At 65.4% G+C, this 25,595-nt stretch carries 21 protein-coding genes; 5 read left to right on the top strand and 16 right to left on the bottom strand.

What is annotated here, in order from left to right; all coding sequences use genetic code 11:
* Positions 1–1,554: a lipopolysaccharide biosynthesis protein gene (locus RX330_RS12700; RefSeq protein WP_317243236.1), complete on the bottom strand. Its 1,554-nt coding sequence runs from the start codon at positions 1,552–1,554 to the stop codon at positions 1–3.
* A gap of 142 nt (positions 1,555–1,696) precedes the next feature.
* The gene (locus RX330_RS12695; protein WP_317243235.1) at positions 1,697–2,377 is read right to left on the bottom strand and encodes a hypothetical protein; all 681 of its coding nucleotides are present in this window, start codon (positions 2,375–2,377) and stop codon (positions 1,697–1,699) included.
* Positions 2,378–2,705: 328 nt separating this feature from the next.
* Between RX330_RS12695 and RX330_RS12690 the strand changes: the two genes are divergently transcribed.
* Positions 2,706–6,323 (top strand): autotransporter domain-containing protein, encoded by a 3,618-nt coding sequence (locus tag RX330_RS12690; protein ID WP_317243234.1) that lies wholly within the window; start codon positions 2,706–2,708, stop codon positions 6,321–6,323.
* Between the two features lie 30 nt (positions 6,324–6,353).
* Here RX330_RS12690 and gspM read toward each other — a convergent pair whose 3' ends face one another.
* The 9 genes from gspM to RX330_RS12645 are packed head-to-tail and all read right to left on the bottom strand — an operon-like array spanning position 6,354 to position 13,841.
* The gene (gene gspM, locus RX330_RS12685; RefSeq protein ID WP_212091133.1) at positions 6,354–6,935 is read right to left on the bottom strand and encodes a type II secretion system protein GspM; all 582 of its coding nucleotides are present in this window, start codon (positions 6,933–6,935) and stop codon (positions 6,354–6,356) included.
* The gene (locus tag RX330_RS12680) at positions 6,932–7,969 is read right to left on the bottom strand and encodes a PilN domain-containing protein (protein WP_317243233.1); all 1,038 of its coding nucleotides are present in this window, start codon (positions 7,967–7,969) and stop codon (positions 6,932–6,934) included. Before RX330_RS12680 ends, gspM begins: the two co-directional genes overlap by 4 nt.
* Position 7,970: 1 nt before the next feature.
* Positions 7,971–8,885 (bottom strand): general secretion pathway protein GspK, encoded by a 915-nt coding sequence (locus tag RX330_RS12675; RefSeq protein ID WP_317243232.1) that lies wholly within the window; start codon positions 8,883–8,885, stop codon positions 7,971–7,973.
* Positions 8,882–9,586 carry a type II secretion system protein J gene (locus tag RX330_RS12670; RefSeq protein ID WP_249153564.1) on the bottom strand — a complete coding sequence of 235 codons (705 nt, stop codon included), beginning with the start codon at positions 9,584–9,586 and terminating at the stop codon, positions 8,882–8,884. Before RX330_RS12670 ends, RX330_RS12675 begins: the two co-directional genes overlap by 4 nt.
* Before the next feature lie 26 nt (positions 9,587–9,612).
* Entirely contained in the window at positions 9,613–10,008 is a 396-nt protein-coding gene (locus RX330_RS12665) for a type II secretion system protein J (protein ID WP_212091122.1), read from the bottom strand.
* A complete protein-coding gene (locus RX330_RS12660) occupies positions 9,986–10,480 on the bottom strand; it encodes a prepilin-type N-terminal cleavage/methylation domain-containing protein (protein WP_317243231.1) in 495 nt (164 codons plus the stop codon). The genes RX330_RS12665 and RX330_RS12660 overlap by 23 nt, the downstream gene beginning before the upstream one ends.
* Positions 10,443–10,898 carry a type II secretion system major pseudopilin GspG gene (gene gspG, locus RX330_RS12655; RefSeq protein ID WP_212091116.1) on the bottom strand — a complete coding sequence of 152 codons (456 nt, stop codon included), beginning with the start codon at positions 10,896–10,898 and terminating at the stop codon, positions 10,443–10,445. Before gspG ends, RX330_RS12660 begins: the two co-directional genes overlap by 38 nt.
* A 39-nt stretch (positions 10,899–10,937) precedes the next feature.
* Positions 10,938–12,149 (bottom strand): type II secretion system F family protein, encoded by a 1,212-nt coding sequence (locus RX330_RS12650; RefSeq protein WP_212091112.1) that lies wholly within the window; start codon positions 12,147–12,149, stop codon positions 10,938–10,940.
* A gap of 3 nt (positions 12,150–12,152) precedes the next feature.
* The gene (locus RX330_RS12645) at positions 12,153–13,841 is read right to left on the bottom strand and encodes a GspE/PulE family protein (RefSeq protein ID WP_375848839.1); all 1,689 of its coding nucleotides are present in this window, start codon (positions 13,839–13,841) and stop codon (positions 12,153–12,155) included.
* Positions 13,842–13,980: 139 nt separating this feature from the next.
* Here RX330_RS12645 and gspD point away from each other — a divergent pair, with 139 nt between their 5' ends.
* Together gspD and RX330_RS12635 are read left to right on the top strand one after the other, a co-directional pair.
* Positions 13,981–16,359, top strand: coding sequence for a type II secretion system secretin GspD (gene gspD / locus RX330_RS12640; RefSeq protein WP_375848841.1), 2,379 nt, complete (start codon positions 13,981–13,983; stop codon positions 16,357–16,359).
* A gap of 4 nt (positions 16,360–16,363) precedes the next feature.
* A complete protein-coding gene (locus RX330_RS12635; RefSeq protein ID WP_317243228.1) occupies positions 16,364–16,954 on the top strand; it encodes an A24 family peptidase in 591 nt (196 codons plus the stop codon).
* Between the two features lie 231 nt (positions 16,955–17,185).
* On the opposite strand, the gene RX330_RS12630 is transcribed toward RX330_RS12635, so the two are convergent.
* From RX330_RS12630 to RX330_RS12615, 4 genes are all read right to left on the bottom strand, one after another.
* Positions 17,186–17,743, bottom strand: a complete 558-nt coding sequence (locus RX330_RS12630; protein WP_317243227.1) for a tetratricopeptide repeat protein — start codon at positions 17,741–17,743, stop codon at positions 17,186–17,188.
* 122 nt (positions 17,744–17,865) lie between these two features.
* Positions 17,866–18,714, bottom strand: a complete 849-nt coding sequence (locus tag RX330_RS12625; protein WP_317243226.1) for a right-handed parallel beta-helix repeat-containing protein — start codon at positions 18,712–18,714, stop codon at positions 17,866–17,868.
* Positions 18,715–18,777: 63 nt separating this feature from the next.
* Complete coding sequence (locus RX330_RS12620) at positions 18,778–19,626, bottom strand: right-handed parallel beta-helix repeat-containing protein (protein WP_317243225.1); 849 nt, start codon at positions 19,624–19,626, stop codon at positions 18,778–18,780.
* 487 nt (positions 19,627–20,113) lie between these two features.
* Positions 20,114–22,732 (bottom strand): M10 family metallopeptidase C-terminal domain-containing protein, encoded by a 2,619-nt coding sequence (locus RX330_RS12615; RefSeq protein ID WP_317243224.1) that lies wholly within the window; start codon positions 22,730–22,732, stop codon positions 20,114–20,116.
* Between the two features lie 186 nt (positions 22,733–22,918).
* Between RX330_RS12615 and RX330_RS12610 the strand changes: the two genes are divergently transcribed.
* A complete protein-coding gene (locus RX330_RS12610) occupies positions 22,919–23,224 on the top strand; it encodes a hypothetical protein (protein WP_212091037.1) in 306 nt (101 codons plus the stop codon).
* 116 nt (positions 23,225–23,340) lie between these two features.
* Positions 23,341–24,534, top strand: a complete 1,194-nt coding sequence (locus RX330_RS12605) for a CaiB/BaiF CoA transferase family protein (protein WP_317243223.1) — start codon at positions 23,341–23,343, stop codon at positions 24,532–24,534.
* A gap of 78 nt (positions 24,535–24,612) precedes the next feature.
* Here the strand turns inward: RX330_RS12605 and RX330_RS12600 are convergent, their stop codons facing one another.
* Complete coding sequence (locus tag RX330_RS12600) at positions 24,613–25,482, bottom strand: outer membrane protein (protein WP_317243222.1); 870 nt, start codon at positions 25,480–25,482, stop codon at positions 24,613–24,615.
* Positions 25,483–25,595: the final 113 nt, after the last annotated feature.

Genomic DNA, 25,595 nt, shown 5'->3' with positions numbered 1-25,595 from the left:
CTAGACGGCCTTGAGGGGCAGGAAGCGAGCGAGGATCGAACGAATATCTTGCCGGCACACCTTCCGATACGGGCCCAACTGCGAAGCGGCAACCGCGACCACGAGGATGATCGCAGCCGTCAGCGACGAGACGGCCCCCACCGACCACCAGGACGGCGCGAGCCGGAGCGGCATGCGGTCGAGACCGTACCGCACTGCCAGCGCCATCGCGATCCCGATGCAAAGCGGCGTCAATACGCAATGCGCGACACGCGACCACATGCCGGCGAGCTTAAAATTGCGCCGCAGCAGGAAGACGACAGTCAGCATCTGCGCGATCATGCCGGCGCATGCGCTCCAGCCCGCGGCATGCCATCCGAAACGCGGCAACGCGAACGCGCTGGTGACGAGTGTGACGACACCCGTGATCAATGCGATGAGCGCGTTGGAGCGTGACCGCCCCTGCGCCAGCAGGTAAAAACCGAAGACGTTCGCGCTCGATCCGAGTATTCCGGCGATCGACAGCACGACGAGAACCCGCGCAGCCTCGGCCGCGACTTCGGCGCCGGTCCAGACATGCAGCAGCGGGCCGGCCACCGAAATCAATCCACCCAGGGCACTTGCGGCCAGGACGTTGAGAATCCACGAAGACCGGAACAGCAGATCGGCCTTTCGGTCCTCGCTCTCGCCTTGCAACGTGCTGAAGTATGGAAACAGGATTTCGCCGACCTTCAGGATACCGATATAGGTCGCCTCCTGGAGACGTTGCGCAACACCATAAAAACCGACGAACTGCGGTTGAAGCAGCGCGCCGAGCAGATATCGATCGGCCTGCCCGGCGAGCAGCGCACCGCCCTGCGCGGCGACCTGCCAGCTGCCGAACCGGAGCAGCCTGCCAAGCGCCTCGCGATGCAACGCTGGCGGTGCCAGCCATTCGCGCAGTGTACCGCACGACCAGGCCACTGCGATCAGCAGGCTGGTCGCGAACCCCAGCGCCTGGCAGCCGAGGAAAGTCGATGCGTGGGGGGCGGCAGGGATCAGGAGGAGCATTGAAACGGTCGAGACCACGGTGCTGACAATGCCGGTCGAAGCGATCCGGCGGTAGTCCTGCCGCGCGGTGAACAAGGAAATGAAGACCGCCGACACGCATTGGCTCAGCCAACCGAGAGCGGCCAACGCGAAGGCCCATCCAAGGTCCTCGGCGACTGGACCGGCCAGATGAAATCCGAGCCGCGCAAGCGGAGCTCCGGCGACCAGAAAGAAAATGGTGATCAGGCCGCCCGCGCCAGCTGCAAGCATGACCGCGGTCGCGAACAGGCGTCGCGCATCGTCGCGGTCGGACGGCTCCAGTCGCTGCGCAAGCTCGCGCGCCGTCGACAATCCGAGCGTGTTGCTGAACACAAGGGCAGGCGCAATGCATGCGGTGACAAGCCCCGCGATGCCGAATGCGGTGAGGCCGAGGTGAACGATCACGAAAGGCAGGATGGCCAGGTTCAGCACCACCGCCAGCAGGAAGGCCATCGCATTCCACGCGGAGTTTCCCAGCAGGTCGGGGGGTCTTTTCCTGAACGTCATGCCAGCCAACCGGCCATCACCTCACCAAGCCCTTGCCGCATCTCCGATCGGGTCCCGCGAGGGGCGCGAATTCGGGCTAGCAGCCGATCCAGGGAATGTCGATAGTCGATAGTCTACAGGGGCCCGGCGCGCCTGCCAGCGCTCAGAGTCCATCCGACTCGCCGTTCTTCGGCGTCGAACGCGGCACGAAGGGAGAGAACGCCGGATCGGCCGGGCCGGGCATCGTCAGCTTGCCCCCGGCATCCGCGGGCGGGCCCGCGGGAGCGGCTGCATCCGACCGCTGGAGCACCAGCACCTCGCTGCGCTCGCCCTGCTTGAACGTCACCTCGCGCGGCTGCACCGACGTCAGCGACCAGCCAGCGAGCGATTCGCCCTGCCGCAGACGCACGACCTTCTGATCGGCGCGGTTGACGAGAATTGCAATCGCGTCGCCTTCGCCCACCACGGCCCCGACCAGCAACAACGGCGGCGGCGCCTCGACCGGCTTGGGCGTTGCCGCAGGACTTTCCTCGACCGGCGAAGCGGCGACCGCGCGCGGCGGTGGCCGGCGCATGGACGAGAAGATCGGGCGTTCCTGGGTTGCGCTCAGCGCCGAAAGCGGCACCGACCACAGCGGATTGCCGCGAGGGACAGGCTTGCCCGGCGTTTGCTGCGCGGGCCGCGCGATCGGTCTCACCGTTCCGACGTCGACACTTTCAGCAGGGCTGCCGGCCGCGTCGTCCGACAGGACGTCCACCCGCGACGAGGTGGCCGCCATGGTTCCGGCAGCGCCCAGCACCACACACAGCACGGCCAATCCTGTCGGCTTCAGCCAGCCGGACATCGATATTCCCCTGCGACGACGGGCCACGCCACGACGACGGCGAGGCATCGGGGCCAAACTAGTTCCGATCCACGGCGCCATCAACCCATCCTGCCACCCTAACGAGCACGCGCATTCCGTGCTGAACCTGTTGCAATGCACGAATATGTTGCCCGACGGCCACGATGGCTGAAAATACAAGGCGGAACAGGTCCGAACCGGGCACAAATGGATACCCATTCATTGCAGGCCGTCGCGGCGCCATGAGATCATAGCGTGGGCGCCGGGCCTCCGTACGCGCCCAGGTTGCATGCTCGCGATGATTTCTTTGATGTTTTGAGACGATCGGATGGCTGGACCGACAATGGCAGGTGGGCGAATCGGATACGGGCTGCGATCCGTCGTGCGCCACTCCCTGGCGACACTCCTCGCCACCACGGCACTCGGCGTCGTCGCCGCGCATGCCGTGGACGGCACATGGACCGGCGGCTCCACAGACTGGACGGATCCCACCAATTGGTCATCCAACCCGAGCGTGCCGGACGAGACCGCGACCTTCAGCAACACCGGAAGCACGGCGGTCGACAACAACAACGGCGTCGTCAGCATCGGCACGATCCAGTTCTCGAACGCCTCGCAGGCCTATACGTTCACGATCGGCAACCCGTTCATCGTCAATGCAACGGGCATCATCAACAACGATACGGGCAATACCCAGAATTTTGGAGTCACCGCCGGCAACAACCTGGTGTTCCAGAACAGCAGCACGGCGAGCGGCGGCGCCGGGGCCGTGACCATCACCAACGATGTCGGCGGCAACGTCAACTTCATCCAGGACAGCACCGCAGGGACGGCAACTCTCGCCAACAGCGGCTTCGTCACGTTCGAGGATTCGGCCTCTGCCGGCAGCGCCCAGATCACCAACAACGCCACCGGCCAGATCGATTTCTTCAGCAATGCTTCGGCCGGCACGGCTACGATCAACAACGGCGCAGGGGGAGTGCTGAGCTTCCACAACACCACCACCGCCGCCACCTCGTCCATCATCAACGACGGAACGTTGAATTTCGACGGCTCCGCCACCGCCGGCAGCGCCACCATCACCACCAACAATGGTGCAACGACGAACTTCAGCGGGTCGGCGACCGGCGGCAGCGCGCGCTTCATCACCAACGCCGGCGGCACCGTCGACATTTCGGGCCTGACCAGCGGCGGGATGACGTCCGGCTCGATTGAAGGCGCCGGCAATTATGCTCTGGGCGCCAATACGCTTACCACCGGCAGCCTCAACACCTCGACCCAGGTCGACGGCATCATCTCCGGCACCGGCGGCCTGACCAAGGTCGGCGCAGGCACGCTGACGTTGACCGGCACCAACACCTACACGGGCGCGACGACGATCTCGGCCGGAACATTGGCAATCTCCGGCTTCGGCAGTATTTCGTCATCCAGCGTCGTCACGGTGGACGCGACCTTCGACATCTCGGCATCCGCGGTTCCGTTCAACGCCATCACGACGCTTGCCGGCAGTTCGAGCGGCGCCGTCAACCTGGGTGCCAACAATCTGGTCATTACCAACGGCTCGACCGAGTTCTCGGGTGTGATCCAGGGCACAGGCGGGCTCGAGGTTTTCGGCGGAACGCAGACGCTCTCGGGCCTAAACACCTACACCAATGTCACGCAGATCGACGCGGGCGCAACCCTGGCACTGAAGGGCGGCAGCTCGATTGCAAATTCGCTTTATGTCGCCTTCTCGGGCGCGGCTTCGACGCTCGATATTTCCCAGACCACGTCCGGGGCATCGGTGACTCAGCTGCTCTCCTTCGGCACCAATGGCGTCGTCGCGCTGGGATCGAAGACGCTGACAATTACGGCTGGCAGCGGCACCGCCTTCGGCGGCGTGATCCAGGACGGCGGCATCGGCGGCGGCACCGCAGGCAATCTTGCGATCGCGAACGGAGGGCTGCAGCAGCTCTTCGGCACCAACACCTATACCGGCACCACGACCATCGCCAGCGGCGGCGAACTCGATCTCGTCAATTTCGGCGGCAGCGACGGCAGCATCGCGACCTCGAGCAGCGTCATCGCCAACGGCATCTTCGACATCGCCGCCTTGAGTACCGGCACCGCGATCAAGTCGCTCTCGGGCGCGGGCAACGTCAATCTCGGCGCCAACACGCTGACCATCACGAACGGCAACGGCACCTTTTCCGGCGTCATCGCCGATGGCGCCGCCGGCGGCGGACTTGCTCTGACGGGCGGCACGCAGACGCTCACCGGCGTCAACACCTATACGGGCGCCACCGCCGTGAACGGCGGCACGCTGGTGGTGGACGGCTCGCTTCTGAACAGCCTGACCACCATCAACACCGGCGGCACGCTCGCCGGCAGCGGCACGATCGCGGGCGTCGCGGTCAATGGAGGCACGCTGGCGCCCGGCAGCGCGGCGAATCCGTTCGGCACGATGACCATCAGTGGATCGCTGATCTTCACCGCCGCCTCGACCTATCTGGTGCAGGTTTCCTCGACCAGTGCCAGCCTCGCCCAGGTCAATGGCGCGGCCGACCTCGGCGGTGCAACGGTGCGCGCGAACTTCACCTCGGGCACGGTCAAGAAGCAGTACACGATCTTGACCGCGGCCGGCACCCTGGCCGGCAGTACCTTCAATCCGACAGTCTTGTCGAACATGCCGACGCTCAACGCGACACTGAGCTACGACACCAACAACGTGTTCCTCAACGTCAATGTCAATTTCGCGCAAGGCGCCGGGCTCAACGTCAACCAGCAGAACGTCGCGAACACGCTGACCAATTTCTTCAACACCACCGGCGGCATTCCAGCGGCATTCGCCGCGCTGACGCCGGCGGGACTGACGACCGCATCGGGTGAGCTCGGCACCGGCATCATCCAGTCTGCAATCAACGCCGACGGCCAGTTTCTGAATCTGATGCTCGACCCGACCGTCGTCGGGCGTAGCGGCGGCTTCGCCAAGGCGGGCAGCGTCGCGCAGTTCGCCGAGAGCAACGAGGCGGCGGCCTACGCGTCGAAGCGGCCCGCCACCGCGCGCGAGCGCGAGGCTTATGCGATGGCGACCAAGGCGCCGCTGTTCTCCTCGCAGCCGAGCAGCCGCTGGAGCGTCTGGGCAGCCGGCTATGGCGGCTCGGCCGGGGTCGGCGGCAATGCGCAGGTCGGCTCGCAGGACCTGACCGCGCGGGTCTGGGGCGGCGCGGCCGGTGCCGACTACCGAATCTCGGTGGACACGCTGGTCGGCTTTGCGCTCGGCGGCGGCGGACTGAACTACTCGCTCGCCAATGCGATGGGCGCAGGCTCGGCCGACCTGTTCCAGGCCGGTGTCTATGGCCGGCACAATTTCGGAGCGGCCTACGTCTCGGCCGCGCTTGCCTATGGCTGGCACGACGTCACGACCAACCGCACCGTGGCGCTCGCCGGGGCCGACCAGCTCCAGGGCCGGTTCAAGGCCGACACGTTCTCGGCGCGCTTCGAGGGCGGCTATCGGTTCACGACGCCGCTGATCGGCATCACGCCCTATGCCGCGGCGCAGGTGACGAACTTCAACCTGCCCAACTACTCCGAAGTCAGCCTCAACGGCGGCGGCCTGTTCGCGCTGAACTATGCTTCGCAGTCTCTGACCAATACCCGCTCCGAACTCGGCCTACGCACCGACAAGTCTTACGCCATGCAGAGCGGCGTGCTGACGCTGCGCGGCCGTGCCGCCTGGGCGCACGACTACAATCCGAGCCGCGCCGTCACCGCCCTGTTCCAGACCTTGCCGGGCACCGGCTTCGTCGTGAACGGCGCCAGGGTCGATGCCGACTCCGCGCTCGTGAGCGGCAGCGCCGAGATGAAGTGGCTGAGCGGCTTCTCCATCGCCGCCACCTTCGACGGCGAGTTCTCCGGCAACGTCACCAGCTATTCCGGCAAGGGCGTGTTCAGGTACGCTTGGTGAGGCTGACCAGTCCGCCTTGATTTGGCCGACCTACTTCCCCGCCTGCCACTGGCCCGAGACGCCCAGGATCACCCTGACGCGACCGGTGCCCGCGTCGCTCAGCGCGGTGGTCTGCGGCACCTGGACGTCGAGCTGATCGACAAACAGGAACGGCATGCCGGCCTCGATATCGTAGAGCAGCTTCTGGAGCGCGGGCTGTTCCAGCTCGCAGCTCACGACGAGGCCGACGAAGCCATCCTTGGTTCGCGCGCCGGATACGTCAACTTGCGAGGACTGGACCTGGCCGCCGGCATCGCTGACAGCAGCGGCAACCCTCTGCAGCAGATTGGCGCCCGCGACGGTCACGGTCGGCCCCTCCAGGAACGGCGTACCCGGCCGCTCGGCCGATAACGCGGCGGCATTCTTGGCGCCTCCCTTGCGGCCACGCAACTGGTCGAGCAGGTCGGAAGTCTGCGCCAGCGCTTGCCGATGGGCGACGATCTCGGCGATCGACAGCCCCGTCGTCAGCAGCAGCGCGCCGGCAATCGCCACATAGAGCGTAACCGCGATCAGCGGCGAACTCGCGAGCGCCCGCGCGACCGCATTGCCGCCGGTGAGCTTGGCACTGCTCATGGCACGTTCCTCGGTTCGATTTGCGCCTCGATATGGAAGCGCTCGCCGGGATCGGAGGAGCTGCGCGTCGTCGGGGCGTAGAAGGTCGCGCGGTTGAAATGTCCGGATTGCTCGATCAACGGGATCAGCGAGGGCGCATCGCGGGTGATGCCGCCGATCTGCAGCTTGTTGCCCACAAGATGCAGCTCGGTGACATAGGTATGGTCCGGCAACACCCGGCTCAGCGTTTCCAGCACGATCACACTCGCCGCTGTCTCGTATTTGCGGCGTTCGAGCAGCGCGAGTGGGGATCGCTCGCCGCCATCGCTGCCGCGAAGCGCGGCGCGGCGCTGGGTGATCTGCCGTTCGAGCTCCTTCTCCTGCGCGCCGAGGCCGTCGGCAAGATAGCTTGCCGCGACCGATCCCGTCACCGCGGCGACGGCGGCAAGAGCCAGCACCGCTTGCAGCGCCCGGCTCAACCGCGCCGGATCGACCGCGCCGCGCGACCTCTGCTCGAATACCTTGATGCGTCCGCCCGCGCTCGCCTCCGTCGCGATCGCGACCGCCGACGGATGGAACGGGGAGACGGCATCTACATAGCTCATCGCCAGCTTGCGCGGCGCCGCGGCGATCTCCGTGGTGATGCTGTCGCGGCCATGCGCCGCCGGAGCGCGACAACCGAACACCGCTTCGTTCGCGGTCCACGGCGTCAGCCGGTCGATCTGCGCCCGCACGATGCCGTCGAGGAAATCGGCGGCACGCGCCGGCAGTTCCAGCGGACGAAACAAAAAGCGCGACGACCGCAGCACGATCTCGACGCGGCTGCCGCGGACGATCTGCGCGAGATTGGCGCTTGCAAACTTGCCATCCTCGAACACAATCTCCTTCGGGACGTTCTCCGACTTGGCCGCTTCCAGCGCGAACGTGCCGGTCTCGCTTTCGACCAGCCGGACCACCCGCGGCGACACGGCCCGCTCCATGGCGCGAACGATCGTGCCGGCTACAGTGCCGGTCCAGGCATCGAGAATAGCGCGAAGAGAAACGAGTGAGCTCATCTCACAGAGGCTTTCCGGCGGAGCCGTCGACGGCGTTATGCCACGACAATACACGATACGGCTCATCGCCGGTTTCGAGAAGCAGGATGACGACCTCGGCCGAGCTCCGCCGATGCGACGGCAGCTCGACCGCGACCGTCAACCGGTACGCCTTCGAGCCTTCGATCGTCGCATTGGTGCTGCCGGCAAGCCCGACCAAGGCCCGGGAATCGACGTTGGGATCGGTGCGGTCACGCAGCACCTGCTGCAATAGCCCGGGTGACATGCCCGGCAGCGCCGCCACTACCTGCGGCGCGGCGTCGAGCACGTTCACCGTCCGCATGTTGCTGAACACCGTGACGAAGGGCAGCACGCGCTCCACGACGGCGGCCGGAATGCCGCGCACTAGCCAGAGTTCGTCACTATGCGGAAACGGCGCGTGACGCGGCAAATAAGGCGCGCCGAGCGTGCGATAGTAGGAATCTTCCGCATTCTCCTGGCCGGGCTCGGTCGATGCGCGCCAGGCGAGAATCCGGTCGGCATAGACGGGTGCGTCCGTCGCGGAGACACCGAGCGCCGTCATCAGGCCCGATAGCAGCGGCTTCGGTGCCATGTTGAGATCGACGCGCGCAGCCTCCGAACGGAACGTCACGCTCACCCGACCGGCACCGACCCGGGCATTGAAGGTGCCGCTGGTCGGACGCAGCGCCTCGTTCTGCGCCGTCAGACGATAGGCCGCGAGCTCGATCCCCGCGGTCACCAGCGCATCGGCCTGCAACCGGTCGGCATTGACGGAGACCGTGACCGCCGTGTTGGTCACATAGGTCAGGTAGATCAGCGCCAGCGCCGCCAGCGCCGCCAGCATCCAGAGCACCGCGACGACGATGAAGCCGCGGCCGTCGCGAAGCGTTGCATGCGCGTCCCTTGCTCCGCTCAAAGCTGCTGCTCCTCTTTCTCCGCCTGTTCCGGCCGAGAGCGCGCCGTGACGCAGGTCGCCGGGTTCTTGGCCCGGGCGCATTCGGCCGGCGCCGTAATGCGCGGGACCGCCGCGCCCGAGACCGCGAGCACCTGCCCGGTCGCACTGTCCCGCACGGTAATGCGGATGCGATCCGGCAGCTGCGGCTGCCCCCGCCAGATCGGCTGCCACTGACCGTCGGGCCCGGCATAGGCGAAGCTGACGCGGAACGGCGCCCGGATCAGCACGACCTGATCGACGAAGCGGATCTGCCCGTCGGTCGGCATCGGTTGGAACGGCGCGCGCTCGCGCACCAGGGCGAGCCCTTGAGCGTCGGCCTTTTCGATCAGACGGACGAATTCGAGGCCTGGACGCGCGCTCGGGCCGAGCGCCGTGCGCAGGAAGGTCACCGACAATTCGCCGCCGTCGAACAACGGCACCCTGGCGTCGCCGTTCACTGTCATCTGCTCGGCGACGGAGAGGTCGGCGACGATGCGCTCGAGCCCGGTCGCAAGACGCTCGGCCCGCTGCACGCGGGCAATGCCGCGATTCCAGTTCGGCAGCCATTGCGCCGTCACGGTCGCCAGCGTCGCAAGGATGACGGTCATCAGCAGGGTTGCGAGCAGCACTTCGAGCATAGTGAAGCCGGCCTCGTTGGCCAGCGCGCGGCGCAGGCGCTTCATTGCCAGGCGTTTCGTTGCCAAACCCTTCATTGCGCCGCCCTCGGCACCAGTTTCACCGTCGTGACCTGGATCGCGCTACCGTCGGCCCGCTGCAGGCGCAAATTGACGGCCAACGGCACGAAGCGATCGCTGGCGGGATCACCGCCCGGCATCTTCATCGGCGCAACGTCGACCCGCCAGCGGCTGCCGGCCAGTTCGCCGCTCCGCCGGCCGGGTTTCAGCAAAGAGCGCGGCGGCAGGTCTGCGAGCAGGGTCTCGGCCGTGCCTGCGAGCGCCAGACGCTGGTCGATCGCGCGCGTCCCCTTCACCGTCGTGGCGATGACCGAGCCGATCGTCCCGAGCATGACCGCGATGATCGCGAGCGCGACCAGCGCCTCGATCAGGGTGAAACCGGCGGTGTCAGAGCAGCTTCTGCGGGACAATCTCAACGCCTCCGGTCAGCCAGTTGACACGCACCTCATAGCCGATACCCGGCCTCGCCAACGCGATCACCCCGCCACACGACATGCCCGACGGAAAGAAATCGATCGTCCGGCCCGCGGCCCTGTCGGCGCAGCGCGAGGCCAGCATCGCCTGCACCACCACGTCATCAGGCAGGCGGATGGTCCGGCCGGTGACTCCGGAACGGATCGCGCGCGCCTCCGCGTCCACCTGAGTCGCCACCCTGGTTTGCCGGCGCAGCGCCGCGTTGCGGTCGGCTTTCAGCAGCGCCGCGGTCTCGACCGCGTAGCTCTCCAGCCTGGCGCGCGTCGTCGTGCGCGGGACAGCCGGCAGGATGATTGCCGCCAGCAGGCCGATGATCGCGAGCACGCACAGGATCTCGATCAGCGCGAAGCCACGCGCATCGCCGATGCCCTCAGCGCGCGCCGCTGACAATGTCGGCCGCCGTTCCACTGCCGCCTTCCTGACCGTCCGATCCCAGCGAGATGATCTCATAGGGCGCGCTCGCGCCCGGAGCGCGATAGACATAAATGTGCCCCCAGGGATCGTTTGGGACTACCCCGCCGCGCAAATACGGCCCGTTCCAGCCGGCCTGATTGGTGCTGCGGGTCAACGCGGTGAGGCCTTCGTTCGATGTGGGATAACGGCCGAGATCGAGAAAATAGAGATCGAGCGCGCTGGAAAAGCTCTCGATCTGAATCTTGGCCGCCTTCGCCTTGGACTCGCTGAGATAGTTCAGCACCCGCGGGCCGACCAGCGCCATGATCATCCCGATGATGGTGATGACGACCAGCATCTCGACGAGGGTGAAGCCCGCCTCCCCTCGGCCGGCGCGCCGCCGGCCGCGCTTCGCGCTTCGATATTTGGTCACTCCAAGCCTCTCCCGTTACCTGCTTGCCATCTGGCCCAACTAACCGACAATCTGGCTCACCGACATCAGCGCCGTCATCACCGACGTGATCAGGCCGCCGACGACCAGCGAAATCGCGATGATCGCCGCCGGGCCCGCGATGCCGACCGCGCGGTCCAGCGTGCGCTGCAATTTGGCCTCGTAGAATTCTGCGATCCGTCCCGACAGCATCGGCAATTGCCCGGTCTCGTCGCCGAGCCGGAGCATGCGGACCGCCATCGCGGGCAGTGCTTCCGTCTCGGCCAGCGCATCGGACAGCTTCGAGCCATGGCGGACGCGGTCGGCGGCATTGCTCCAGACCGCGGACGGACCGGTTGTCGCCATCATGTCGACGAGGATGCGCAGCGTGATGGTGAGATTGACGCCGCTGCCGAGGAGCAGGCCGAGATTGCGGCAGAACAGTGCCGTCCGGTATGCGCTCATCACGTTGCGGATTGCCGGCAGCCGCGTGATCGCATTGGTGACGCCGCGCCGGACGCGCTCTTGCCGGAGCAGGAGCCAAGCCGCGGCGATGGTCGCCGCAAGGCCAGCCAGCACAGCATCCGAATTGCCGCGAAGGAAGGTGGAGATGTTGAGAAAAATTCCGACCACCGGATCAATCTTGGCGCCGAAGTCCTGCAGCACGCTGGCAAACTGCGGCAGCACGAAAGTGAGGAAGAACAGCAGCACGCAACCCGCCGCGCCCAAGACGAACAGCGGATAGCGGATAGCATCCGACAATCGCCGCCTCAGCCCCTCGCTGCGCGTGCGCTCGCCGGCCAGCACCTCAAGCACCTGGTCCAGCGATCCGGAAGCCTCGCCGACCCGCACCAGTGCGACATACATTGGCGGGAACAGCCCCTCGTGCCGCGCCAGCGCTTCGGCAAAGCTCTCGCCCGCGACGACGCGCGAACGGATGTCGGCGACAACCGGACGCAGCCGACCGAAATCCGGGTCGGCCGCGAGCAGTTCCAATCCGTCATTGATGCGGGCACCGGCGCGCAGCAGCAGCGCGAGGTCGCGGGTGAAGATTGTGACGTCTTCCGGCTTGGGCCGGTTGAAGAGGCTGAACACGCGGCCGGCCGAGCCGCCCTCTTCCGGCGTGACGTTGTCGACCAGCACGAGACCGAGCCGCTCGATCCGCTGCGCGACGTCGCCCGGCGCGGGCGCGGCAATGGCGCCGGAGACCAGTTCGCCGTTGGCGTTGAGCGCGCGGTAGCGATAGTTCGGCATGCGTCAGCGCACCGTCGTGACGCGGAAGACCTCGGGCACGGTGGTGAGCCCTGCCCGGCATTTTGCGACCGCATCCTCCAGCATCGTCGTCATGCCGGCCCGCATCGCGGCGGCGTCGATCGAGTGCGAGTCGGTCTGCGGGCCGATCAGCGTACGCACCTCGTCGGACATTTCGAGGATCTCGAACACGCCATTACGGCCGCGATAGCCTGTGCCGCCGCAGCGCTCGCAGCCGCCGGCCTCGTGCACGACCTCGCCGCACTTGAAGCCGATCACCGCAAAGCGCGGGTCCTCGGCGAGATCGGCCTCGGTCAGCGCATGCGGGACCTTGCAGCGGTCGCAGAGCACGCGCACCAGGCGCTGCGCCACCACCGCGCGCAACGTGGACTTCAGCAGGAAGCCCTCGATACCGAGGTCGATCAGCCGCGGCACGGCGGCCGCGGCCGTCTCGGTGTGCAGCGTCGTCAGAACAAGGTGGCCGGTGAGTGCCGCGTGAATGGCGATATGCGCGGTCTCCGCATCGCGGACCTCGCCGACCATGATCACGTCGGGGTCCTGTCGGACGAAGGCGCGCATGGCGGAGGCGAAGGTCAGCCCGATGGACGGCTTGACCTGGGACTGGTTGATGCCGGGAATCTCGTACTCGACGGGATCCTCGATGGTGAGGATCTTGCGCGTGGGCTCGTTCAGGATCGACAGCATGGTCGCAAGCGTTGTGGTCTTGCCGCTGCCGGTCGGGCCCGTGATCACGATCATGCCATGCGGCATCGCGAGCAGCCGCGTCATCACGCTCTCGTCGCGCGCGGCGAGACCGAGCTTGCTCATCTCCAGGAGACCACGGTCGCGCGGCAGCAGGCGGATGACGGCGCTCTCGCCGTGCTGCGTCGGCATGGTCGCGACGCGAACGTCGATCTCGCTGCGCCCGACCCGCACGCGCGCGGCGCCGTCCTGCGGCAGGCGCCGCTCCGCGATGTTGAGGCTGGCGAGGATCTTGATGCGCGAGATCAGCGCCTGCGGCGGAATGCCGTGCGGCGATGGCAGCGCACGCAGCAGGCCGTCGACGCGCATGCGCACGACGAGTCCGGCGCGGAACGGCTCGACGTGAATGTCGCTGGCACGCAAGTCCACGGCGCGCTCCAGGAGATCATTGAGCGCGCGCACCACCGGTGCGCCGCTGGCGAGATCGCGCAGGCTCTCGATGTCGTCGTCCGACTGCTGTGCAACGCTCCTGCCGGTTCGATCGGCATTTGCGTCGTCGGCATCGGCCCGTTGATCGAGGACCGTGGTGATGTCCTCGTATGAGGCCACGACGACATCGACCGGCGCTCCGAACACGATTTCGGCAGCACGAATGGCAGCCGTGTCCGAGGGATCGGCGACAGCCAGCCGAAATACGTCGTTGGGCGCACTGAAAGGAAAGATGGTGGATTCACGCAGAAAGCGGCGCGAGAAGCCGTCGAGGCAAGGCGTGGCTGCGAGCAGTTGCGGCAGGCTCAGCCGCGTCAGACCGAAATGATCGGAGACTTCATCTGCGAATTCGGCGGCGGAAAGATCGGTGGCCTCCCACAACTCCCGCAAGGGACGCACGAGCGCGGTGTTGGCCGATTTGTCGACATGGGCCTGCGCCCGCGGCGGCAATGAGTATTTTTCCAGGAGGTGCTGCCGGAAGCTATCTGCGGAGCGGTCGCGCATCGCATTCACGGCGTTGACCTTGTGACCTGAAAGCAACAACTTCGGCGGGTGACGATCGGCCCTTTGCCCTTGACTTATTTATTAGCAAAAACATAATCGTGGCGCAAATTATTGCGCGTCCGAACCAAAGGGGGATCGGATGCAATTTTCAATCAATATCAGCGTGGGCAGGCGTATTTTGTTCAAGGTGGTCCAGCCGCTTTTGCGCCTTCGCTCAGCGTTGTCTGGAACGCTCCTCCTGTTGTCGTCCGCTTTCGTGCTCGGCGCCTGTATCGTGACCGCCGACCAGTCGATCGAAGCCGATCCAAAGGACCCGCGCGCCCAGGACATCGCCGACAAGGTCCGCTCCCTCGATCTTCAGCCGCGTCAACCCGCCGACGCTGGCGCGAGCGGCATTGCGCAGGCGCGATCGTCAAAGCCGGCGATCTATCTCAGCGATGGTGCAACGCCGCAGGGCGGTGCGCTGGCCGAACGCGACGATGCCGGCGGCAGCGGCTACGACCTGAATTTCGAGAACGCCCCGGTTGCCACCGTCGCAAAGGTCGTTCTTGGTGACGTACTCAACGTCGGCTACACGATCGACCCGCGCGTGCAGGGAACCGTGACCCTGGCGTCGGTGCGGCCGGTGCCCAAGGCGGATGCGCTCTACGTGCTGGAAAACGCGCTGCGCATGTCCGGTGTCGCGCTGGTCCGTGACCGCACCGGCTATCGCCTGCTGCCGGCGCCCGAAGCCGGCCCTGGCGGGATCGATCGCTCGCTGAACGCTGCGGCCGGCCAGGGCATCACCGTGGTGCCGCTTCGCTACGTCTCGGCGCAGAACATCTTCAAGCTGCTCGATGCCTTCGGCGTGAAGGCCCAGACCATGCGTCCCGACAGCGCCCGCAACACCTTGATCGTCAGCGGCAGCGGCACCGACCGGGCGACCGCGGTCGACACCATTCTCTCCTTCGACGCCGACTGGATGCGGGGGCAATCGGTCGGCATCTTCCCGGTGCGGAACTCCACGCCCGAGCCGCTCATCTCCGAGATCGAAAAGATCATGGATTCGGGCGAAGGCGGCCTGGGCCAGAACGTGGTGAAATTCCAGCCGATCGGGCGCCTCAATTCGATTCTGGTCGTCAGCCAGAAGCCGGAATATCTCAAGCGCGCGCAGACATGGATCGCGCGGCTCGACCGCTCCGACACGGAAGGCGTGAATCTGAAATCCTACCCGCTGCGCTACGGCAACTCCAAGGCGGTGGTGGCATTGCTGAACGAGATCCTGTTCAGCCAGAGCGCGACCAGCACCTCCTCGCTCGACAATTCGGCGGGCCAGATCTCGCCGGGCGCGGGCATCGCGACGTCCTCGTCCGGCACCAATCCGATCGCCTCCCTCAGCGCACTTCCGACCGCAGCGGCAGGTGCCGCGACCCCGGTCACCGGCGCTCCCGGCTCGTCGCTGGCCGCCCGCCCCGCCCCTGCTGCGGCCGGCCTTCCCGGCCAGGACAACGGCTCCCTGCTCGGCACCGGCGCAAAGCCCGTCAACAATGCGATCCTTCAAAACGTGCGGATCACGGCCGACGTCACCAACAACGCGGTGCTGGTCTACGCCAACGCGGAATCACAGCGCGTCGTCGAGCAGACGATCCGGCAGATCGACCGGCCGCAGCGCCAGATCGCGATCGAGGCGACGATCGCCGAAGTCACACTGAACGACGCCTTGAACTACGGTGTCCAGTTCTTCATCGCCAGCAAGCACGGCTCGGTTTCCAACACCATTGGCGGCGTGAGCAACAGCGCTTCGGTCGGCAGCAACATCGAGCAGCAGACCGGCGCGGTCAACGCAGCCGCCGGCGCGCTGCTCGGCCGCGCCCTGCCCGGCTTCAACTTTCTGATCGGCGCGGAAAACTCTCCGCGCGTGGTGCTCGATGCGCTCCACAACGTCACCACCGTCAAGGTGCTGTCCAACCCGTCGCTGGTCGTGCTGGACAATCAGCCGGCGACCTTACAGGTCGGCGACCAGGTGCCGTTCTCGACCGGCACCGCGACCGTGCTGACCGCCAACAACACCGTCGTCAACACCATCGACTACAAGAACACCGGCATCATCCTGCGCGTGCTGCCGCGCGCCAACGCCAACGGCAACGTCGTGCTCGACGTCGAGCAGGAGATCTCGAGCGTGGCCGCCGGCAGCACCGGCTCGCTGACGCCGACGATCTCGCAGCGCCGGGTCAAGAGCTCGATCGCGGTGACGAGCGGCCAGACCGTACTGCTCGCCGGCCTGATCAGCGAGACCGAGAACAAGCAACGCCAGGGAATTCCAATCCTCGACTCCATTCCCGGCGTCGGCGATGCGTTCTCGCACCAGGGCAGCACGCGCGCCCGCACCGAGCTGATCCTGTTCATCCGCCCGACCGTCATCAAGGATGGCGTCGATGCGCACGTCATTGCGGAGGAAATGCGCAGCAAGATGAACAGCCGCCTCGTCGGCACCAGCAATCCCGTGATTCCCGTGAACCCGCCCAAGGCGGCGCGCTAAGGGCGTGACGGATCGGGCGGCGAATGCCGGGACGGGGGCTCCGCTCGCCATCCTCCTGCTGCTCGGCGTACTCGCAAGCCTCGTCGCCGCGCCGGGCACCGAAGGCCTGTACGGCGCGTTCCTGGCCGCCCTGATGCTGGCGACCGCGGCGAACGATGCGCGCCACTACCGCATTCCGAACGAGCTGACCGGCGCCGCGTTCGCGCTCGCGCTGCTCCGCGCCGGCGCGTTCGTGCCCGACATCGCCGCCGAAGCGCTGCTTTGGCCGCTGATCCGCGCCACGGCCACGGGCCTTCCGCTGCTGCTCCTGATGCTGCTCTACCGCCGCTGGCGCGGCCGGGACGGGCTCGGGCTCGGCGACGTCAAGCTCGCCGCCGTCTGTGGCGCCTGGCTCGAGCTTGCGACCGTGGTCGCGGTGATCGAGCTTGCGGCGCTGTTTGCGATCGGCGCTTATCTGGCCAATGCCGCCCTGCAACGGAAGCCGCTGCGCGCCACGGCGTACCTGCCGTTCGGGCTGTTCCTGGCACCGGCGATCTGGATCGGCTGGCTCGGCGAAACCTGGTACACCAACTGGCTCGGCGGCTGGCCGGGCTGAAGCCTGGGATCGGGATCATCGTCGGCCCCGCCCACAGAATCGCGAAAACAACCCCATGCACAGTAGGCGGGGTCAGGTTTTTCAATGACTTACTAGGCGGCCACTTTGAGGATTTTACGAAGCGATTTGACAAATCGGGCAAAACACCGGCCATCACGGCGATTGCACTGCCCTTCCCCCGAATCACGAACCGATAGGCAACCGCGCCGATTGGCGGGCAAGCCGCAGCGCTCAGTGCTCGCGGCTAGGCGCCCATTCCAGCGCCCGCAGGCGGGCCTGGGCGATCTCTCCGCGCGTCATCTTGGTGGTGACGGCATCGCGGATCCGAGCCCGCGCTTCGCGCGCCGGCGGCGGTGCGGCGGCCGTGGACAGATTGAGCCATTTGGAGGCTTCGACGATGTCCTGCGGAACGCCCTGGCCGCGGTCGTAAAGAAGGCCCAGCGAATACTGGGCGCGGCTGTCGCCCTGCTCTGCCGCGCGCCGGTACCACATCGCGGCCTCCGTATAGTTCTGCGGCACGCCGCGGCCGGTCTCGAACAGGAAACCAAGATAGGACTGTGCAGCGGCATTGCCCCGCTCGGCGAGTGGAATGAAGATGCGGGACGCCGTCAAATAGTCCTGGCGATGGAAAGCGGAGACGCCCTGACGGAACGATTGGGCGTAGGCCGGGACTGCCAAGGCGAGCGTCAGCAGAACGGCAGCACAGCCCCACCCCGCCCGTCGCGACCAACCGCGCGTTTGCGGCGCCGAACGGCAAAGCCCCGAATTCTGACTGTCGAGGGTCTCCATGCCACCCGCGCTCCCTGCGTACGCGGCCAGACTAGTCTGCAGGCGTCCCGAAATCCATAGCGGTGCCAGGGACAAAAAAATCTCCGGGCGCATCGCGCCCGGAGCTCGTCGATTGGACAGGCCTAGTGATACCCGCCAGCGGTAGCCGGCGTCGTGTCCGGCGCATTGCCGTTGATCTGGTTGTCCAGATAGGACAGCACGTTGCCCGTCGTGGCTGCGCCGAGATTGTTGACGATCATCGATCGACCGATACGTGCCGCTGCAACACCGCTGAGGGCGAGGCCCGTGCTCACATTCTCCGAGATGCTGGTGTTGTTGACCTGGACGTTGGACGATCCCTGCACGTTCAGGCCGACGAAGTTCTTGTGAATGGCCGTGTTGTTAATCAGGACCCGGGTGCTGCCACCGTTCGTGTTGATGTTAATCCCGGCGCCAGCGGCGGCGGCGCCGTTGTGGGAGATCACGCTGTCGCGGATCATCAGCATCGAGTTGAAGTTCGACGGATTCGAGAAGATGCCGGCTCCGGACGCACCGTTGAAGTTCCTGATGAAGCAGTGCTCGATGACCACCGAGGCCGCCTGGAGGATGTTGACGCCCTTGAGACCGGTGCCGGCACCTTCGATGTCGAGGCCGCGAAGCACGATGTGATCGGTCGCCGCGGCATTGACGTTGATGCCATTGGTGCCGGACGCCAGGATGCTGCCGACGACGCCTTCGCAATAGATCGTCATCGCCTTGGTGATGGTCACTGTGCCGAAGCCGGCGGAATCGAGGCAGTTGATCTCGCCGCCCGCGGCGGTCTTCGAGATCGCGCCGGCAAAGGTCTTGCACGGCGCGGTGCGGCTGCACGGATTGACGTCATCGCCAACACCGGACACCCACGTCCTGGTCGCCTGGGCATGAGCCGGCTGCGACACGGCGAATGGCAAGAGAAATCCCGCGACAAGAGTCCATAGAGCAATACGGCGCATATTGAACCTCCAGAATTGAACGGAAAACTTGACGTTATTGTCAGGCCAGTAGATTCCCAGGACTTAATGATAACCACCAGCGGTGGCCGGCGTCGTGTCCGGGGCGTTGCCGTTGATCTGGTTGTCCAGATACGACAGCACATTGCCGGAGGTGGCCGCCCCCAGATTGTTGACGATCACCGAGCGGCCAATCCGCACCCCCGCACCGCCGGTAAGCGCGAGGCCCGTACCGAGATTCTCCGAGATGTTGGTGTTGTTGATCTGAACGTTGGCCGATCCCTGCACGCTCACGCCGATAAAGTTCTTGTGGATCGCCGTGTTATTGATCAGGCCCCGCGCGCTGCCGCCGTTGGTGTTGATGCTGACCCCAGCTCCGTTGGCCGCGGTGCCGTTGTGCGAAATCACGCTGTCGCGGATCAAGAGCATCGAGTTGAAGTTCGACGGATTGACGAAGACGCCGACGCCGCCTGCGCTGTTGAAGTTCCTGATGAAGCAGTGCTCGATGACCACCGAGGCTGCCTGAAGGACGTTGACACCCTTGATTCCGGTTCCCGCCCCGTCGATATCGAGACCGCGCAGCACGATGTGATCGGTCGCGGCCGCGTTGATGACAACGCCGGAACTCCCTGCTGCGAGGATGCCGCCGACAACGCCTTCGCAATAGATCGAGATCGCCTTGGTGATGGTCACGACGCCGAAACCGCCCGAGTCGAGACAATTGATCTCGCCCCCCGCGGCTGTCTTCGAGATCGCGCCGGGAAAGGTCTTGCACGGGGCGGTGCGACTGCACGGATTGGCATCATCGCCCACGCCCGACACCCACGTTCTGGTGGCCTGAGCATGCGCCGGCTGCGATGCGATCACTGGTGCGAACATCCCCGCAACCACAGCCAAGAGTGCAATTCGGCGCATTTCCCTTCCTCCCCGAGATTGAGCTGAGAGCCCCAGCCTGCTGCTATGCACACATCTTCGCTGCCGCAGCCCGCAGCTCGCGCGGCTTTACGGCATCATTCTCCATATTTCGCTGAAACTTCCCCCGCCGCTTTCGGCGCTCGCAATACGGCCTTCGCGTTCGAATGATTGGGTACGCAATGCTACTGGGAAAAATGGATGCAGGCTTCTTGGCACCTCGGATCGCGCAACTGTTGCGCGACGTACCGCGGACTTTCTAGTGGTCGCGCCGGATCAGGCAAGGTTCAACTCGATCTATCAATTTCTGTGAGGACTTTTACGCCAGGAGCGTGCCCACGACGTCACGAACCTCGTCCATGACGGCCGCCAGGACCGAGACTCGATCGCAAACACATCGTGCATGACACACGATGGCTACGTTAAAGGCCAGCCATGACGGGAATGATGGCCCGCGCTGCGTCGATTGGACGCGACGAGACCCATGCCGTCAGGTCAGCAGGAAGCCGGGCCCGTGCAGGTTGTGAAGAAAATCGGCCACTATGTCGAACGCAGCAGCCGTGTCGTGGCTTCCCGTCAGTTGAGACCACTGCTCCGACGTGGTCTGCACATTGGCTGGCGCGGGCATGGCATCCGGTAGCTCGGACGAAGTGGTCAATGGGGTCCCGCCCTCGGTGAAGTTGAACGCAAAGCCGTCACCGGACGTCCCGGCCCCCGCCGTGGCGGGCGACGCTGCACCGATGGCACCGTCGCCATTGAGGTCCTGGTACAGCGTCGGCTCCAGCGCCTTCAAGGATGGGTCGGTTCCCAGCACTTCCGGAGACGCGGCGAGCGTGGTCAGGAAGTTGCCATTGCTGTCCGTGCTCCAGACCGAATAGTGGGCGTTCGCCGAGTTCTTCCAGACCACGTCGTAGCCGCCGCCGGACACCTGCTCGGCGCCGATCACCGACCACGTGCTGTAATTGGCCGCATTCACGACCGAGCCAGCGTATTTCAAGGTGGGGCCGGTACCGGCCGCATCGTACAGATAGTAGTTGCTACTAAACAAGACTGCACGGGTCGCTCCGAATGCCTCGATGGTGACGCCGTTGACGGGAACCAAGGAGAGACCGATCGTGCCGTCGCCGTTGATATCCTGATGCAGCGTCGGCTCCAGCGCCTGCAGCGACGCATCGATGCCTAGCACTTCGGGAGCCGCGGCGAGCGTGGTTAGGAAGTTGCCGTTGCTGTCCGTGCTCCAGACCGAATAATGGGCGTTCGCCGAATTCTTCCAGACCACGTCGTAGCCGCCGCCCGTCACCTGCTCGGCGCCGATGACCGACCACGTGCTGTAATTGGCCGCGATCACCGCAGCGCCGGCATATTTCAGGACCGGTCCGGTGCCAGTCGAGATGCTGTTCAGGTAATAGTTTCCACCAGACAGGACCGCGCTGGTCGATCCGAACGTCTCGATCTCGACGCCGCTGACGATGGGGATGCTGACCACCCCTGTCGTGCCGTCGCCATTGAGATCCTGTTGCAGCGTCGATTCCAGCGCCTGTAGCGAGGCGTCCGTCCCCAGCATCTCCGGAGCCGAGCCGAGAGTCGTGATGAAATTGCCGGTGCTGTCCGTACTCCAGACCGAATAGTGGGCGTTCGCCGAATTCTTCCAGACCACGTCGTAGCCGCCGCCCGTCACCTGCTCGGCGCCGATGACCGACCACGTGCTGTAATTGGCCGCGATCACCGCGGCGCCGGCATATTTCAGGACCGGTCCGGTGCCGGTCGAGATGCTGTTCAGATAATAGTTACCGCCTGTCAGAGCCACGCTCGTCGATCCGAACGTCTCGATCGCGCTCGGCACGAGGCTGGCGGCGGCAACCGTAACGCCCGCGAACTGGAAATATTCGACGCCGGTGACCGTATCGGTACCATCGGGCACGCCGCTGCGCTGGTCGGTCAGAGTGAACGTCTGGGTCGCGGAATTATACGAGACCAGGTAGTTGGCCCGGCTGCCCGAATACACCGCCGTGTCGCTGCCCGAGCCGCCATTGATGCCGTCGTTGCCCGCGCCGCCGACGATCGTGTCGTTGCCGCCGCCGCCGTTCAGCGCGTTGGCGATCGCGTTGCCCACCAGCGTGTCGTTGCCGGACCCGCCGGTGGCGTTGTCGATGTAGGAGCGCGCGTCGCCGTTGTACAGATAGGCGTTGTAGACGTTGCCCGATGCGTAATGGCCGTTGCCGAGATTGGCCAGTTGCACGGAGGAGAACACCGACGAGGCACCGGGATTGAGGTTGATGCTCAGGTTCGTCGTGTAGTTCGACAGATCGTAAGTATCGACGCCGCCGCCGTCCCAGACCGTCTCGTAGACGCGGTTGGCCGAGCCGCCGACGCCGCCGCCCGGCGCGAGCTGCCCGACGCCGTTAATGAACTGCTGCCCGGTGGTCGGATTCCAGGTGTAGACGGTGTTGCTGCTTTGGGTCGTGTAGTCCGCGCCGTACATGACCTGGAGCGCGAGAATATCGTTGGCCATGTAGGTCTGCGAATATCCGTACGCTTCGTTGGTGTAGCCGCTCGTAGTCGAAGCGCCGACATAGCTGCGATAGCTCATGACGGTATATTCGCTGCTGTCGTGCGCGCTCGGCACAGCGACGTTGCCGGGGCCGCCGGCCTCCTGGCTGTGCTTGAGACCGAGGGCGTGGCCGAGCTCGTGCATCGCGGTCGTGAAGTAATAGTTGCCGAGCTTGGCGAGCGAGAAGTTGTATTGAGTGCCGAACCAGATGTCGCCGCCGGACGCATAATTCCCGGGATAGTAGGCATAGGCCGTTGGATTGGCCGCGGGCGACTGCGCGATCATGATGTCGGCGCCGTTCGTTCCCGCGTACTGGATGTTGGCGTTGGTGTAACTGAGGATCAGCCCGACCGCGTAATTGATCGCCGCCTTGATCTGGGTGGGCGCCGAGGCAAGGCCCGATGTGGTCGGCTCGCTGTCGCCGCCGTAATAGGGATTGGGGTAGTCGCTGGATGCGTCGGGAAAGCTATAGGTGATCGTGCCGGTCCATTTGACGCCGGACAGCAGGCCGTCGATCTCGGCATTGTTGGTGGCACTGACATTAACGGCGGTAGCCAATGGACTCTCCAGAGCAACGCATCGCGCGATTCGGAATAAAGCAGATGATTCTAGCTTGGGAGTTAAACGTTTGGTTTAAATTGGGCAGCGGCGTCCGCGCGCCTTCCATAAGACTATGTTAGCCATCAAATCCCGTAGTCATACGGTCCCTCAGTTCCCGCGGCACGCGTCATTTGCAGGGTTTCAATGAAACGACGTTCGTTCCTGGCCGGTCTGTTGTTCGGTACTCTGATCGCGCTGGCCGGACTGGATCACCAATCTTTCGGAGGACTGCCCGCCATGGTGGAGAAGGCCAATGCGGACGAGAACGGCAAGGCGGGACGCGCGCCCTCCATGCCGATGGCCCGAGATCCTGCCGCCGCCGTGGCAGAGGAATACGAAGCCGCCCGCCGGAAGGGAACGCGGGAGGCCTTCGAGCTCTTTATCGCCCGTCACGGCGATGACCCCCTCGCCGAACGCGCGCGCGCGGAGTTGAAGCGCCTCTCGCGCTGATCTCAGGTACCGCATCAGGCATGGCATTTCGGCAGGCTGCATCGGCGCCGGGCCGGCTTGTCGCATGATCTTTCGGCACTATGGTAGGCCCGCAATCTGCCCCGGAGCCACTCAAGATGCCTTTTCCGCATGCCTCGGAAGCCCTGTCGCGCTTCACCGTGCTCGATCTGACCCGCGTCCGCTCCGGGCCCACCTGCGTGCGGCAACTGGCGGACTGGGGGGCGAATGTCATCAAGATCGATGCGCTGACCGAGGACGCTGGCGGCGAGCAGCCGGGCGGCCCGCGCCGAGGTTCCGACTTCCAGAATCTGCATCGCAACAAGCGGGCCATGACACTGAACCTGAAGGACGAGCGCGGGCTCGCCGTGTTCAAGCGCCTCGCCGCCAAGGCCGACGTCGTGGTCGAGAATTTCCGGCCCGACGTGAAGAAGAAGCTCGGCATCGACTATGGAAGTCTCGCCGAGATCAATCCACGCATCGTCTACGGCAGCATCTCCGGCTTCGGCCAGGACGGGCCCTATCACAAGCGGCCCGGCTTCGATCAGATCGCGCAAGGCATGGGCGGGTTGATGTCGATCACCGGGGCACCGGGCGAAGGCCCGATGCGGGTCGGCATTCCCGTCGCCGATCTGACGGCCGGCCTGTTCTGCGCCATGGGCATCCTCACCGCGCTGCTCGAGCGCGAGGTCTCGGGCAAGGGCCAATGGGTGCAGACCTCGCTGCTGCAGGCCCAGATCTTCATGCTCGACTTCCAGGCAGCGCGCTGGCTGATGGAGAAAGAGGTCGCCAAGCAGGCCGGCAACAACCATCCAACCAGCATCCCGACCGGCGTGTTCAAGACCTCGGACGGCTACATCAACATCGCCACGACGGGCGGGCGGATCTGGGAGCGCTGCGCCCAGGCGATTGGCGCGCCGGAGCTCTATGCCCATCCCGATTATGCGACGGCCCCTGCCCGCTCCAAGAACCGCGACGCCCTCAACGCCGAGATCGAGAAGCACACGGTGACGAAGTCGACCGAGACCTGGGTCCGCGAGCTCAACGAGGCCGGCGTGCCCTGCGGGCCGATCTACGCCATCGACCAGATGTTCGAGGACGCCCAGGTCAAGCATCTCGGCATCGCGCAGGACGTGCCGAACGACGAGAGCCGCCAGATCCGCCTGGTCGGCCAGCCCGTGACGCTGTCACGCACGCCGAGCAGGATGGTGGCGCGGCCACCGGAATTCGGCGAGCAGACCGACGAGGTGCTGAAGGAGTTCGGCCTCAGTGCGGACGAGATCAGCAGGCTGCGGGACGCGAAGGTGGTGTGAACGTCATTTGCACCGTCTCCAACGACAAAGCCCGGCGCGAGGCCGGGCTTTGCTTCTTGTTGGACGCCTATTTTGATATCAGTACTTGGCGACGATCGGACCACCAAACTGATAGTTGATGCCTGCGCGCAGGATGTGATCGGTGAAGTGCGAGGAGACGTTGGCGCTGATGTCCGAGCCCGGCGCCAGCGTGAACGGGCCGGAGCTGAAGCGGCCGAGGTCCATGTAGAGATATTCGAGCTTAGCGCTCCAGTTCTGGGTGATCTTGCCTTCGACGCCGACCCCGAGAGTCCAGCCGGCACGGGTAGTGCTGTTCGAGGCGACCGACGTGATCGGGAGGCTGAAACCGTCGAGGCCGGTCATGGTGCCGGTGGTCTTGATCTCGCCGAAGGCCAGACCGCCGGTGCCATAGAACAGCACCTTCGGGGTGGCCAAGATGCCGACGCGACCGCGCAACGTGCCGAACCACTGCAGCTTCTGGTCGATTGCCAAGGTGGTGCCGCCGACGGTCCCGGGAAGAAGGAACGTCAGAAGGGGATTACAAACGCCCGGAACGGGCCCTGCTGCAGGGGCGCAGGAATATAGGGCGCTGCCTCTTTCACCCGACCATTGCAGGTCGCCCTCGATGCCGTACACCCAGTTGCCGTTTTGCCAATTGTAGCCGGCCTGGGCGCCCGCGATACCGCCGTTCATGTCGAACGCCGCGCTGGTGATTGACCCGGCCGGAGGCGCGATGGGTGCGCCGGTTGGCGTGTTGAAATAGGAGACGTCGGTGCGCGAACGGCCCCAGCTGTAGCCGCCGTTGGCGCCGACATAGAAGCCGGTCCAGCTCCAGACCGGATCGACGATAGGCGCCTTGACATAGGGCCTTGCCGCGAGATCGGCAGCAACCGCGCCCGTCGCAAACAGCGACATCGCCGCCGCCATTCCAATCACAATCCGCTTCATGGAGAATCCCCCCGCTGCACAATTTCGTGATGAAACCATACGTCGAGGCGTGCCCAAGTGCTGTGCCGGGCCAGCAACAACCAGAAATAATCGCGGCGTATAGCGGCTAGGAC

It is taken from the genome of Bradyrhizobium sp. NDS-1 (assembly GCF_032918005.1).
GTDB classification, from domain to species: Bacteria; Pseudomonadota; Alphaproteobacteria; order Rhizobiales; family Xanthobacteraceae; genus Bradyrhizobium; species Bradyrhizobium tunisiense.
The sequence above is the reverse complement of the archived record's forward strand: the minus strand, read 5'-3'. Positions and strand labels throughout refer to the sequence as shown.

Coding starts and splice junctions, on each gene's coding strand:
- RX330_RS12645 (WP_375848839.1), bottom strand. CDS start 13,841: ATGCGCGACCGCTCCGCAGATAGCTTCCGGCAGCACCTCCTGGAAAAA.
- gspD (WP_375848841.1), top strand. CDS start 13,981: ATGCAATTTTCAATCAATATCAGCGTGGGCAGGCGTATTTTGTTCAAG.
- RX330_RS12600 (WP_317243222.1), bottom strand. CDS start 25,482: ATGAAGCGGATTGTGATTGGAATGGCGGCGGCGATGTCGCTGTTTGCG.
- RX330_RS12610 (WP_212091037.1), top strand. CDS start 22,919: ATGAAACGACGTTCGTTCCTGGCCGGTCTGTTGTTCGGTACTCTGATC.
- RX330_RS12670 (WP_249153564.1), bottom strand. CDS start 9,586: ATGAAGCGCCTGCGCCGCGCGCTGGCCAACGAGGCCGGCTTCACTATG.
- RX330_RS12605 (WP_317243223.1), top strand. CDS start 23,341: ATGCCTTTTCCGCATGCCTCGGAAGCCCTGTCGCGCTTCACCGTGCTC.
- gspM (WP_212091133.1), bottom strand. CDS start 6,935: ATGAGCAGTGCCAAGCTCACCGGCGGCAATGCGGTCGCGCGGGCGCTC.
- RX330_RS12680 (WP_317243233.1), bottom strand. CDS start 7,969: ATGAGCTCACTCGTTTCTCTTCGCGCTATTCTCGATGCCTGGACCGGC.
- RX330_RS12650 (WP_212091112.1), bottom strand. CDS start 12,149: ATGCCGAACTATCGCTACCGCGCGCTCAACGCCAACGGCGAACTGGTC.
- RX330_RS12690 (WP_317243234.1), top strand. CDS start 2,706: ATGGCTGGACCGACAATGGCAGGTGGGCGAATCGGATACGGGCTGCGA.
- RX330_RS12630 (WP_317243227.1), bottom strand. CDS start 17,743: ATGGAGACCCTCGACAGTCAGAATTCGGGGCTTTGCCGTTCGGCGCCG.
- RX330_RS12700 (WP_317243236.1), bottom strand. CDS start 1,554: ATGACGTTCAGGAAAAGACCCCCCGACCTGCTGGGAAACTCCGCGTGG.
- RX330_RS12625 (WP_317243226.1), bottom strand. CDS start 18,714: ATGCGCCGTATTGCTCTATGGACTCTTGTCGCGGGATTTCTCTTGCCA.
- RX330_RS12695 (WP_317243235.1), bottom strand. CDS start 2,377: ATGTCCGGCTGGCTGAAGCCGACAGGATTGGCCGTGCTGTGTGTGGTG.
- RX330_RS12620 (WP_317243225.1), bottom strand. CDS start 19,626: ATGCGCCGAATTGCACTCTTGGCTGTGGTTGCGGGGATGTTCGCACCA.